At 40.8% G+C, this 14,787-nt stretch carries 3 protein-coding genes; all 3 read right to left on the reverse strand.

Annotated features, from left to right (window positions below; all coding sequences use genetic code 11):
* Window positions 1-4,722: amino acid adenylation domain-containing protein (locus ABEW32_RS06265; protein WP_430185748.1), on the reverse strand; the 4,722-nt coding region annotated here is incomplete at its 3' end.
* 42 nt (window positions 4,723-4,764) lie between these two features.
* The gene (locus ABEW32_RS06270) at window positions 4,765-13,404 is read right to left on the reverse strand and encodes an amino acid adenylation domain-containing protein (protein WP_430185751.1); all 8,640 of its coding nucleotides are present in this window, start codon (window positions 13,402-13,404) and stop codon (window positions 4,765-4,767) included.
* A complete protein-coding gene (gene ectB, locus ABEW32_RS06275; protein ID WP_430186158.1) occupies window positions 13,397-14,677 on the reverse strand; it encodes a diaminobutyrate--2-oxoglutarate transaminase in 1,281 nt (426 codons plus the stop codon). The genes ABEW32_RS06270 and ectB overlap by 8 nt, the downstream gene beginning before the upstream one ends.
* Between the last annotated feature and the right edge of the window lie 110 nt (window positions 14,678-14,787).

A 14,787-nucleotide genomic window follows, 5' to 3' on the forward strand; every position in this document is an offset into this window, starting at 1 on the left:
TTGGTTTGCCTTTTCGTTTACTTCCTTATAAGTCAGCTGTTTATCTTCAAACACTACAGCAATATTATTGGGTGTCTTTTCTACCTGCTCTTCAAACAGTTGATGTATAGTCTTATCCTTAGGATACCGGACCTTTGTATCGTTAAAGTCATATAGTATTTTCTGCTTTTCTTCCTGTGAAAGCATATCAATTTCTGACAACCTTTTTCCAGGATAAACCGTTATCTCTTCCAGAACATTAAGGTAATGGGCTGCAAACCTTTCTACAGTCTCTTTCTTGAACAGCCTTGTGGCATATTCCAAATCAAATGCAATACCTTCCTGGGTTTCCCGAGCATTTAATGTCAAGTCAAATTTGGATATTCTAAATTCATTTGTATAGGGTATAAACTTAAGCCTATCTATCTTCAATTCTGATGAGCCGGTATTTTGCAATACAAACATAGTATCAAAAAGAGGATTCCTGCTCATATCCCTCTTTACATTAAGCTTTTCCACCAGTTCTTCAAACTGGTAGTCCTGATTTTCATAAGCCCTTATAGAGTTTTCCCTTACTTCCTTTAGAAACTCAGCAAAGGTCTTTTCTCCCTGGGGATAGTTCCTCATGGCTAAAGTATTTACAAACATACCTATTATGTCTTGTAAATCTGTATGAGGTCTTCCAGCTATAGGGCTTCCCACTATAATATCTTCCTGCCCCGTATACTTAGACAGCAGTATGTTGTATGAAGCAAGCAATGTCATGTAAAGAGTAGCCCCATTATCCCTTGCAAGCTTAATAAGTTTTCCCGTAAGCTCACTGCCTGCTTCAAAACGGATAAAACCTCCGTCAAAGCTTTGAACCGAAGGCCTTTGGTAATCTACTGGCATATTCAGCACAGGAATTTCTCCATTAAATTCCTGGAGCCAGTATTCCTCCTGCTTCTTTATTTTGTCCCCAGCAAATAGTTCCTTCTGCCAAACAGAATAGTCCTTGTACTGTATACGGAGGGAAGAAGGGTTATTTCCTCCATACATATCCATGAACTCATGTACCAGTATATCCATGGACGTACCGTCAGATATGATATGGTGCATGTCAAACATCATGACATGCTTGTCTTTTCCCGTTTTCACAAGGCCTACTCTTAGCAGCGGAGCAATTCCAAGATCAAACGGCTTTATAAATTCTTTTACGATTTCCCCCACTTTTTCTTCGTCAGATTCTAGATACACTACACTAAAACCCACAGGATCATTGATCTTCTGGACGGGTTCACCCTCTATGAAATGGAAAGATGTTCGAAGGGTCTCATGCCTATTTATAAGCTGTTGGAAGGTCTTCTGAAAAAGCTCCAGATCAATACTGCCTTCAACCAGCAAGCTGCCTGGCATATTGTATGCTGTCCCTGCTCCTTCAAACTGATTTAATATATACAGCCTTCTTTGGGCTGATGACATAGGGTAGTATTCCATCTCTTTAGCAGTTTGGATAGATTGATATATACTCTCCTTTGCTTCCTTCATATACCTTGCTATTTCCGCTATAATTGGAGCCTTAAATATTTCCTTAAGAGGCATGTCTATATTGAACTCTTTGTGAATTCTCGCTACAAGGCTTGTAGCCTTTAAAGAGTGTCCACCTAACATAAAGAAGTTGTCATTTCTTCCTATCTTCTTAATTCCAAGGATGTCTTGCCAAATCAGTGCAAGCTTCTCTTCAAATTCGCCTATAGGCGCTTCATACTCTATTCCCGTATTTATATTACCTTCGGGTTCAGGCAATGCCTTCCTGTCTATCTTGCCATTAGCTGTCAATGGCATTTTTTCAAGCTGCACAAAGTATGATGGTACCATGTATTCGGGCAGTTCTTTTAAGAGATGCTCCCTTAGTTCTGATATTGTCAGCTCATTTTCTCCCGCTATATATGCACACAGGTATTTACTGCCCTGATGGTCTTCCTTTGCAATCACCAAAGATTCCTTAATTGAAGGATGCTTTAGCAGTTGTGCTTCTATTTCACCAAGCTCTATCCTAAAGCCTCTTATCTTTACCTGGTGGTCTATTCTACCCAGGTATTCCATTTCTCCATCAGATAATAACCGGACCAGGTCTCCAGATCTATATAACCTCTCTTCCGGCTTGTACGGATTTTGAACGAACTTTTCCTTTGTAAGCTCCGGTCTTCCAAGATATCCTCTGCAAACTCCGTCTCCTCCTACACAAAGCTCTCCGGCTACTCCAATGGGAACAACTTTCATGTTCTTATCCATTACATATGTTGTAAGGGTTGGTATAGGCCTTCCTATGCTGCTCACATTAGATCTAATTTCTTCCTCTTCTATCTCTTTATATGTGACATGCACTGTTGTCTCGGTTATTCCATACATATTGATGAGTCTAGTTCGCGGGTACTTCTTTCTCCATCCCTTCAACAATGCAGGCTTTAATGCTTCCCCTCCGAATATGACATATCTTATCTTAAGTTCTTTTTCTTCATATGATACTTCTTCATTGGCTATATTATAGAAGGCTGAAGGTGTCTGATTTAATACGGTCACCTTCTCATTCCTTAGAAGTCTCAGATACTCTACATTGCTGCGTGCTGTCATTTTAGGAACTACCACCAATCTGCCCCCATATAACAACGCCCCGTACATCTCCCATACGGAAAAATCGAAACTCATAGAATGAAACATAGTCCATACATCATTTTCGTTAAAATCAAACTGCATTTTACTGTTAAATAACAGCCTTACTATGTTTCTATGCTCTATCATTGCCCCTTTGGGTTTACCTGTAGAGCCTGAGGTATATATTAAGTAAGCTAGATCGGAAGGTTTATTTACCTCCGATAAGTTATATTGTTCATCTGAATATTCCTGCTCATCTTCTAAATTTATTACTGTACCTATTGATGTATATTTGTCTATAAAATGTGATTGGGTCAACAGGATCACTGCCCGGCTGTCTTCCAGCATATGACTTATTCTTTCCTCAGGATAATCTGGATCTATGGGAAGATATGCCCCTCCTGCTTTTAATACCCCTAGGATTGCTACTATCATCTCAAGTGAGCGTTCTGCCAGAATACCTACGATACTGTCCGGTTTGACTCCTTTAGCCCTTAATACATGGGCCAACCCATTTGATTTTTTATTGAGTTCACTATATGTAAGCTTTTTACCCTCAAATACCACAGCTACATGATCAGGGTTCTTCTCTGCCTGCTCTTCAAAAAGCTGATGGATAGTCTTGTTTTTAGGATACTGTGCCTCTGTAGCGTTAAAGGTATATAGGATTTGCTGTTTTTCTTCCTGTAACAGTACATCAATTTCCCACAACCTTTTTTCAGGGCATGCCGTTATCTCTTCAAGAACGGAAATGTAATGGGTTCCAAACCTTTTTATTGTCTCCTTCTTAAACAGCCTGGTACAATATTCAAGGTTAAATGTTATACCTTCTTGACCCTCTACCACTTCAAGCATAAGGTCAAATTTTGCCTTTCTGCCTTCCAGCCAGTTGTTGTATTGTTTGAAGTTTATACCCGTTGCTGCAAATTCTGTCTTGTTTGAAGTGCGCAGTGCAAACATAGTGTCAAAAAGAGGATTCCTGCTCATGTCCCTCATGAGATTAAGTTTTTCTACAAGTTCTTCAAACTGGTAGTTCTGATTTTCAAAAGCCAAAAACGCATTTTCCCTTACTTCCTGCAAGAATTGGACGAAGGTCTTTTCTCCCTCAGGATAGTTCCTTATGGCCAAGGTATTTATAAACATACCAATGATACCCTGCAGGTCAGCATGGGGCCTTCCGGCTACAGGGCTTCCAACTATGATGTCTTCCTGTCCAGTGTATCTGGACAGGAGTACGTTATATGCAGCCATCAGTACCATGTATAAGGTAGCTCCATTATCTGTTGCAAGCTTATTTAGTTTGACTGAAAGTTCAGGGTTTATTTCAAAGCTTACAGCATCTCCTTCAAAACTTTGTACCGCCGGTCTTGGATAGTCAGTAGGCATATCCAGTACCGGTATATCACCCTTAAATGTCTGGAGCCAGTATTCTTCCTGCTTCTTTATTGAGTCTCCGGCAAACATCTCCTTCTGCCATACAGAAAAATCCTTGTACTGTATCCGTAGTGGCAAAAGGGTCTTCCCTTGGTACAAATCCAAAAACTCACTCATAAGTATATTGACTGATATACCATCTGATACTATGTGGTGCATGTCAAACATCATAACACGCCTGTCTTCGTTCGTTTTTACAAGTCCTACTCTCAGTAATGGAACTTGGCTAAGATCAAAGGGCGTTATGAATTCTTTGACTATTTCTGCTGCTTTTTCTTCATCTAGTTCCAGGTACGTAATACTGAAATCCACGTAATCATGAACCTTTTGTACTGGTTCACCCTCAACCATATGAAATGATGTGCGCAGAGCCTCATGTCTTTTTACTAGCTCCTTGAATGCCTGTTCGAAGCGTACTGCATCAATGTTTCCTTCCAGCAGTACGACGCCTGGCATGTTATATGCAGTACCTGCTCCTTCAAGCTCGTTTAGTATATACAGCCTTTTCTGGGCAGATGACATAGGGTAAAATTCCTGCTCTCTGGCAGAAGGTATTCCAGAAAAGGCATTTGGCGTATATTTTGAAACATCTTTTCCTTTTTCTTTTAGCATCGTCTCAAATAGCTTTCTTTTTTCTGGAGAAAGAGATTCTATTCTTTTCATCAAATTATCCATAACTTCGTCCCTCTTCTCTATTTCATCTCTTTTAATTCCTATTTATAGATTTTCAATCATGCTTAAAATTTCTTCGATTTCCACTGTATCGTTAAGTCTATTTTTAATACTTTTTGCTATTGCCGAAATTGTAGGAGCCATAAACACTTCTTTTAATGCAAATTCTATGTCAAATTCTTTATGAACCCTTGATACAAGATTGGTTGCCTTTAATGAGTCTCCTCCTAATTCAAAGAAGTTATCATTTACTCCAATCTTCTGGACTCCAAGGATTTGGGTCCATATCAGTACAAGCTTCTCCTCAATTTCACCGAATGGTACAGCATAGTCTACCCCTGTATTAATATTTCCATCAGGGGCAGGCAGGGCATTTCTATCTACCTTGCCATTCGCTGATAAAGGCAGTTTTTCCAACTGTACAAAATATGAAGGGATCATGTAGTCTGGCAGATCTTTGGAGAGATACTCCCTTAATTCCGGTATTGTCAATTCACTTTCTCCAACTATATATGCACAGATGTACTTGTTCCCTTGGGGGTCTTCCCTTGTTGCTGCCACAACTTCTTTTATTGAAGAATGTTTTAGAAGCTGAGCTTCTATTTCTCCAAGCTCTATTCGGTATCCGCGGATCTTAACCTGATGGTCTATTCTGCCCAGGAATTCGATATTCCCGTCAGGCAGCCATCTTCCCAGGTCTCCTGTTTTGTACAGCCTTATCCCCTTTTCTTCTCTGAAAGGATCTTCAAGGAATACATGGGCTGTTTTTTCAGGGTCATTTAAATAACCCCTTCCTACACCTGTTCCAGAGACGCAGATCTCTCCTTTTACTCCGATAGGGCACAGGTTCATGTTTTTATCTGTTATATATAGATTCATATTTTGTATAGGCTTGCCTACAGGAATGTTCTCTCCTTCATGAGCAGCTTCCATAGTATATAGAGTAATATCGTCCGCTGCCTCTGCAGGTCCGTAGGCATTAACTACTTTAGTATTTGGACATAGGTCAAACCATTTCCTTACTATGCCGGATTTTACGGTTTCTCCCGTTATCAGCAAGTAATGAAGTTTTTCCGGTTTATTCCCTGTATTTTCCACATACTCAAGCATTAAAGCAAGGTATGAAGGTACCACCTCAAGGACCGTTATGCCATCTTCTATGATCCGATTCGTAAACCTTGCAACATCCTTTACTATTTCATCTGGATAGATGATAATTTGAGCTCCTATGGTTAGGGCTGCAAAGAACTGCCATACAGATACATCAAAGTATTGAGGCGAGTTCTGGGATATTATGCTGTTGTTAGTTATACAAAGTTCCTTTATTTCCGCATGGATGTGGTTTATCATGCCAAGATGCTCTATCATAGCTCCCTTTGGTACACCAGTTGAACCAGATGTATATATAACATAGGCCAAACTATTTATGTTTATATCTAGATCTAGGTTTTCGCCACTTTCAGCCTCAATCTCTTTTTCACACTGGTCAAGGTATATAATTCGGCCTTTATAGTTCTCACTAAGCTGCTGGGTCACATAATCTGATAAGGTCAACACATAGGCAGCTTTAGATTCCTTAAATATATCAAGCACCCTTTGTGTAGGGTATTTTGGATTTACAGGTATGTAAGCCCCCCCTGCTTTCCATATACCAAGTACCGATTCTACAAATAAGGGTCCCCTCTCCAGCATGACAACTACGGCTTCTTCTCTACCAGTGCCAGCCTTTAGCATGTACCTTGCTATCCTGTTTGCCCTTTGGTTGATCTGGCCATATGTAAATCTACGGCCTTCATACGCTACTGCTATATTGTCTGGACGTACTTTCGTCTGCTGCTCAAACAGGTGGTGTACCGTCAGGTGATGTTCAAATTCAACCTTCGTATCGTTAAAGCCGTATATTATTCGCTCCTTTTCTTCTTGGGATAACATATTGATTTCTGATAGTTTTTTTTCAGGGTTTGAGGTTATCTCTTCAAGGATATTAAAGTAATGCTGAACAAGCCTTTCTATCGTCTCCTTCTTAAACAGACGTGTAGCATATTCCATCCATAATATTATATTATGACCATCTGGTATCAACTGGAATGTTAGGTCAAATTTTGATGTTTTACTTTCAACCGGATATTTGGAATACTTTAATTCACCACGATGTTCCATAATATGCTCATCAGAAGGAACAATATTAAACATAACAGTAAATAAAGGATTTCTGCTTGAATCTCTCTTTACGTTAAGTTTTGTCACAAACTGATCAAACCTGTATTCCTGATTTTCATATGCTTCTAAGGAGCTTTCTTTTACTTCTTCCAAGAACTCAGTAAAGGCCTTATTTCCCTCTGGGAAATTCCTTAATGCCAGGGTATTTATAAACATCCCCAGTATTCTTTCAGTATCAAAATGAGTTCTTGCCGCTATAGGAGTACCAATAATTATGTCTTCCTGTCCTGAGTATTTATACATTAGTGTATTTAATGCCGCAAGAAGTATCATATACACGGTGGCTCCTGTTTGGGAGGAAAGTACATTTAATTTATCCATCAAATGACTGTCTAAATCAAATAGCAACCTATTTCCTTCAAAGCTTTGAAGGACAGGCCTAGGATAATCTGTAGGCATATCAAGGATAGGAATTTCACCCTTGAACCTATTAAGCCAGTATTCTTCCTGCTTTTTGTAAACCTCAGTGCTAAACAAGCCATTCTGCCACTGGGCAAAATCCTTATATTGCACCTCCATTGCCGGAAGGCTTTCACCACTTAATATAGAAACTATTTCATCAAAAGTCCTGATTATTGAAGTTCCATCCGAGACTATATGATGTACATCAAGCAAAAGTATTTGCCTGCTAGCATGGATTTCTATAAGACCTACTCTTATTAAGGGTGCTTTGCTTAAATCGAACGGTCTTACAAATTCATCGATTATTTTCTCTACTCCGTCTTCCTCAGACTCAAAATATTCTATAGTAAAATCAACTTCATCTTGTATCCTTTGCACAAGCTCCCCATCAATCATCTCAAAGGATGTCCTAAATGCTTCATGCCTTTGTATCAATGTTTTTAATGCTTCCCCAAGGGCAACCCTTTCAATCCCACCTTCAAATAAAATTCCCACAGGTATGTTATACCCAATGTTGTTACCCTCAAGATTATTAATGATATACATCATCTTTTGTGCAGATGAGGTTTCATAGTACTCTTTTTCAGAAACTTTAGGTATTCTTTCAAGCTCAGCCTTACCCATATTTAGGGAACCCTGTTCTGAAATCTTTCCCGATTCGTATAGCTTTGATATCATTTGCTCGGAAAGATCGTATATGCTGGAACCCTTAAGAAGTTCTACTATGGAAACAGGTGTTTTAAAGGCAACCTCCATCCTGTTTTTTATTTCGGTGGCCATTAATGAATCCATCCCAAAAACAGTTAGTGGTTGTTTGGTACTTAGATCCTCAGGATTATAACGCAAAACCTTCGCTACTATTGTTTTAATATGCATTTCAACGATATTCTGCCTGCTCTGTATTGGAGATGAAATAATATCCTCCAGGATATCAACATCCACCTTTGATTTATTTATATTCTCTTGTTGTCCTGACTCATCTTGCAAAAGAGTTTTAAGCGCATGTGGAGAACTCATGGGTGAGAACCATTTTTCCCCAAACGTTTGCCACGAGAGTATAGGTAGAACCACAGACTGTGCAACAGCTTCTCCAACAAGGTGCTCCATAGCCCTAATTCCCTTTTCTACCGTTACAGATTCTATGGATTTTTGTATATAATACTCCGGATCACGTTCCATAAACCTTGCAGCCATTCCAACCTCTGACCATGGTCCCCAATTGATACTCAGTGCAGGAAGTCCTCTCGATAAACGGTAATGTGCAAGTGAGTCCAAAAAGGCATTCCCAGTTGCATATGCTCCCTGGCCTGGTGAACCAAATACAGAAGCAACTGAAGAAAATAAAATAAAGAAGTCAATAGGCCGTCCCTCTGTCATACGGTGAAGGTTCCATGCACCATTTACCTTAGGCGAAAGGACCCTATAAAAAGTCTCATCTTTACTAACCTCAAGAAATTGATCATCCGTAATACCAGCAGAATGTACAACACCTCGAATAGGAGGCCTTTCTTCCTTATCAAAATCTTTAAAAAATCCAGCAAGCTTTTCCTCATCAGTTACATCCACTGATCCAATATATACTGTTGCCCCCTGGGACTCCAGCTTACGAACAAACTCAATCCTCTCTGCAAGGCTGCTGCCTGGCTCTACATTGTTCCATTCAGAACGTTTTGGAAATTCTCCGCGTCCAAGCAGTACCAGATGTCTTGCTCCCTTGGCAACCATCCACTGGGCTGTAATCATACCTATGCCACCAAAAGCACCTGTAATAACATAACTTCCATCGGGGCGAAGATGTACGGGTACTTGATGCTGCATATCAATCCGCAGTTTATCGATTCTTGCTGCAAGTCTATTCCCATTACGGAAAGCAATTTGGTTCTCTCCATTACCTAAGACTTCTTTTAACAGCATTTCCATTTCACCCGCATTGGCCTCTATGTCAAGGTCTACAAGGCCTCCCCAATTTGAAGGCAACTCATGGTAACCTATGACGGTGCCAAGGCCCCATACCAACGACTGTAAGAATGCAGAATTTGGAGTAGCCCTGTTGATCATTTGGGCTCCTCTTGTAATAACCCACAGCTTAAAATTTAATCCCAGATTTGTGGTTGCTTGTACCAGGTGTTTTAATACAAACAGGTTTTCAAAACAAGCTTTTTCTATAGCTGTATTACTAACTTCCTGGATCTCAAGGATATTGAGGCTCCACATATATACAATACCTGTTAGCTTCGTTTTAATTTTTGAGAATTCATCAAACAACGCTCTAAGATCCTCAATGCTTCGAGGGTTTATATATATCTCACGCTCTTCATACTGCCAACCAAAATTCTCACCAGGATATACCATAAAGCATTCTTCTCCCCTTTTTTCAAGGAGATTTGCCAGTTCTTTTCCTGCTGCTTTATGATCCACAAAAATAAGCCATGCTCCAGAGTTAGCAGCAGCTGTGCGGGTATCAACTTCTTCACTTTTTAGAAGCTCCCAGTTTATCTCATAAAGATAATCCTTAACTCTTCCAGCATCAGACCCTCCACTATTTCCAAGTTCCTTAGTTCTTATGCCCAGTATTTCGGCGATTAGATTTCCGTCCTCACTATATAGACGGATGTTGGCGTTCAAATTATTATCTTTCCTATCTACCATCTGCGTATGACAAAGCATGACAGGCTCCGGCCTTCCATAAAGCTGCACCCTGTCTATTCCTACAGGTAGGAATGATTGGCCTTCGTTATTTTCATCTTCATTAAGTGGTGCAACTGCCGCAATGGTAACCTGGAAACAGGCGTCCAATACTGCCGGGTGAAGACCGTAGATAGAGCTATCAATCTCCAGTATTTTAGGGATCTCGATCCTGCCAAGAGCTTCGTTATCACCTTTCCATATCTTGTCTATACCTTGGAAATAAGGACCATAATGGAAACCCATTTGATAGAAGGTTTTATAACATACTTCTTTTCCGTATTCTTTGGTACAATTGCCAAGTATTTGAATCAACTCATCTTTAGCAGTGATCTTTATGTTTTGCCGTTTTCTTATTGTGCCGGATGCATTGCATGTCCAAGTCTTATCTTGTCCCGGTATCCTGCTTGAAATCTCGAATTTTGCGGTTTTTGGATCCAAAACCACCTGCACCACAGGTGATACTCCTTGATTTAAAAATAAAGCATTTTCAAACTTTATATCTTCAACTGTATAAAAACCCTCTCCAAAATAGCTTCTGGCACAAGCCATTCCCAGCTCTACATACCCTGCTCCGGGGAAAACTTCTATACCTTGTATTTTATGATCAGAAAGATACGTCATATAGGTAGTATTAAGTTCAATCTCCCATATAGGGCTGGAAGTTTTCAAACGGCGTCCTAAAAACTTGTGCTTATTTTTTCCCTGCCTAAATTCACTTGATTCCTGCGTTTCCATCCAGTATTTATCCCATTGCCATGGATAAAGAGGGAGACTTACAAACTCACCTTGGTACCGGTAAATCTTGTTCCAATCTATAGGGTATCCCAGTGCATATAGATTCCCTAAGTTCTCCAGTATTGAAACCTGTTCGTTTTCATTTCTTTTTATAGAGAACAACTTCTTACCTTCAACGTTTTTAGCTGACAGACAATCAGAAATAGAAGCTGCTAAAACAGAGTGAGGGCCCACCTCAATAAATAAGTTATAATTCAACGAAATCATTTCATACATTGCTGCTTCAAAACGTACCGGCTCTCTTACATTTTTATACCAGTAATGTCCATCACACTCTGTACCCGTCAGCATTTTCCCTGTAACCGTGGAATATATCGGTATCCCGGCAGGCTGGGACTTTATTCCTTTTAATGCCTCCAATAGCTCCTGCTCATATGGTTCCATTTGGTAACTGTGATACGCTACATTGACCTTTAAAAGCCGCGCAAACCCCCCCTTATCCTGCAACTGTTTTTGGATCTGCTCAAGGGCATCAGGATCACCTGACAAAGTTACCGAATTTGGGCTATTGATTGCTGCCATTGAAACACCTTTTATGTTCTCATCCAGCAGGGCCACAACTTCTTTTTCTGGTAAACCTACCGCCAGCATTGTGCCCTTGTTTACTGCTTTTTGCTGTGCACGGCTTCTGTGAATACTTACCAACATGGCATCTTCAAGGCTGTAAATTCCTGCAACATATGTAGAAGCCACTTCTCCAACACTGTGTCCTACCACCGCATGGGGTATAATACCCAAGGATTTCCATACTTCAGTCAAACCCACCTGAACAGCAAAATTGGCAGGTTGAGCAAACTGGGGCTGGTCCAGACGTGAATTCTCCTCATCGGCGAGAAGTTCCTCCAGTAGAGACCATCCAGCATACTGACGTGTAAGTTTATCGCATTTTTCTATCATATTTCTAAACACAGGGTCTTTTTCAAGGAGCTGTCTGCCCATAGCCCACCATATGGGCCCCATACCTGTATATACAAAAACAGCTTTATTGTACTTTCCTGCCTCAACATTTCCCGCAGACATCCCCTGGCGTGCTTGTCCTTTAATATACGCTTCCAGGTTTCCTGCAAGTTCTTCCTTTGAAGATGCCGAAACCGCTAGTCTATAGTCATGATGGGTGCGCTTTTTGCTCATCATGCTTCCAATATCATATAAAGAAATACTTTCTCCACTTCCATTAATAAAATCAACATACTTTTGCGCATAGTTTTTTAGCGCCTTTTCTGAGCGCGCAGATATGGGAATCATATATGGCCATCCGGTATTTACATTAACTTCAGGAGTACCCTCTTTTTGGAGATCTGTAGCTTCCTCCAAGAGGATATGGGCATTTGTTCCTCCAAAACCGAATGAATTTATGCCAACCAATGCGGGTTGCGGCAAAGGCTCCAGGGTCTGAGGAATTCGTATACATAAATCGTCAAAGGGAATTTTAGGGTTTGGATTCTTAAAGTGCAGATGTGGAGGTATTTGCTTATGCTTTATGATTAGTGAAGCTTTTATCAGTGCGGCAACTCCTGCAGCGGCCTCAAGGTGGGCAATGTTTGTCTTAACAGATCCGACAATACACTTTTTATCTTTTGGCCTGTCTGTTGAAACCACTCGTGCTATTGCATTAGCCTCAATAGGGTCTCCAACCGGAGTGCCGGTGCCGTGAGCTTCAATATATGTTATATCTGAAGGTGATATTCCTGCCTTTTTGTATACCTCCTTCATTAAGTTTTCCTGAGCCTGCCCGTTTGGAACAGTAATCCCGTCTGTGTGGCCGTCCTGGTTTACACCCGATCCACTTATTACGGCATAAATCCTATCTCCGTCTTCGATAGCATCTGACAGGCGTTTTAAAACCACAACGCCGGCTCCTTCTCCTCTTGCATAACCGTTTGCACTGGAATCGAAAGTTTTGCACCGTCCATCGGGAGATAAAAAACCACCCTTACTTTCCGCTATGGTATACTCAGGTGTAGCTATAACACTTACTCCGCCTGCTATTGCGAGATTACATTCATTATTCAATAAACTCCCGCATGCAAGGTGTGTTGCAACCAAAGAGCCCGAACACGCTGTATCTACAGACAAACTTGGACCTCTGAAATCATATATATATGAAATCCTGTTGGACAACATTGTCATCATCATACCCGTTGCCGAATGTGTATCTAAACTTTCAACCGATTCGTTTTTAAATTGTATTGCTTGATAGTCAAGGGTGAAGCCCGCTACAAAGACACCGGTATTGGTTCCTGCTAGCTTGGCCGGATCCAAGCCTCCATCTTCCATTGCTTCCCATGATGTCTCCAGCATCAGTCTTTGCTGTGGATCAAGAAAGGCCGCTTCCCTTGGAGAAATACCAAAAAACAAAGGGTCAAACTCATCTATTTTATCTAAAAATCCACCATGACAGGTGTAATGCTTGCCTGGCTTTGATTTGTCAGGATCATAAAACTTTTCTAAATCCCAGCGGCCTTCGGGTAAATCGGAAGTCATATCTTTTCCCGCAGTCAATGCTTCCCAGAACTCCTCAGGCCCCCTTATTCCTCCTGGCAAACGGCATCCTATTCCTATAATGGCGATTTTATCCATAACTTTCGACCTCCAATACTTTATTTATATTCTCTTGAATAGCTTGTCTGATAATTGAACAACCCTGCTGCAAAAGTTCAAGCTCGATGGTTAACGGAGGCATAAGTTTTATAACACTGTCTTTTCTTCCTGCGCTTTCGATGATTAAACCGTTTTGGTAACATTCCTCTACTACTTTTTGCGTGATTCGCTCATCCTCCACATTGGAAAAATCAATACCCCAAATCAAACCTGCACCCCGAATGGTCAGGCCCTTATGTAATGACAAAATCTGCTTGGTTAAATATTCTCTTACAAATGCTTCCTTATATTTCACAGACTGTTCCAAATTATTCATTTCCCAATATTCCAACGCAGCTGTAGCTCCAATGAAAGCAAGCTGGTTTCCCCGGAACGTACCGTTATGCTCACCAGGCTTCCAGACATCAAGTTCCGGTTTCATCAGCAGAATAGACATGGGAAGGCCATACCCGCTGATTGACTTGGAAAGCAGTACAATATCAGGGATCATCCCGGCACGTTCAAATGAAAAGAACGGTCCGGTGCGTCCGCAGCCAACCTGAATGTCATCGCAAATCAGTAGAATACCGTGTCTGTCGCTAAGTTCCCTCAGCCTGAGCATCCATTCGGGTGAAGCTATATTTACGCCGCCTTCCGCCTGAATGGTTTCAAATATAATAGCCGCCGGTTTTTCGATTCCCGAGTGACCGTCGTTTAGAACGGCTTCCATGTATTCAATAGTATCGAATGAGTCAATTGGACTCTCGGAGTATGGGAAAAAGGTAACATCGCATAATGCTATGCCGGAGGAAGATCTTTTCTGAATGTTGCTGGTAACAGCCAGACTCCCCAGCGACATTCCGTGAAATCCTCCCATAAACGCAAATATACCAGTCCGTTTAGTGATCTTTCGGGCAAGCTTCAGCGATGCTTCTACAGCGTTTGTACCTGTAGGCCCGCAAAATTGAATTTTATAGTTTAACTTTCGGGGTTCCAATATGATCTGCGAGAATTTTTCGATAAATTCACGTTTCGCTTTTGTGTACATATCAAGCCCATGAGTAATACTGTCCGATTCAAGATAAGCGAGTATCTTTTGTTTGATGTATTCGTTGTTATGTCCATAATTTAAAGCTCCTGCTCCTGCAAAAAAATCAACAAATTTCTTTCCGGATTCTGAATAAATCAGTGCACCTTTAGCCCGGTCAAACACATCGTAGAAGTTTCTACAATATGCTCTTACGTTGGATTCATACTGCTCAAAAATTTCCATACTCATAATTCCTCCCTTAAACTGAAGTTAGTGTTTAAACACTAACTTCAGTTTATTTTTCCGGCCCAATCCACATCCATGTTCTCTCCCGGCTTGTGGTGGATGTGCAT

It is taken from the genome of Paenibacillus jamilae, assembly GCF_050482105.1.
Lineage (GTDB): Bacteria > Bacillota > Bacilli > Paenibacillales > Paenibacillaceae > Paenibacillus > Paenibacillus jamilae_B.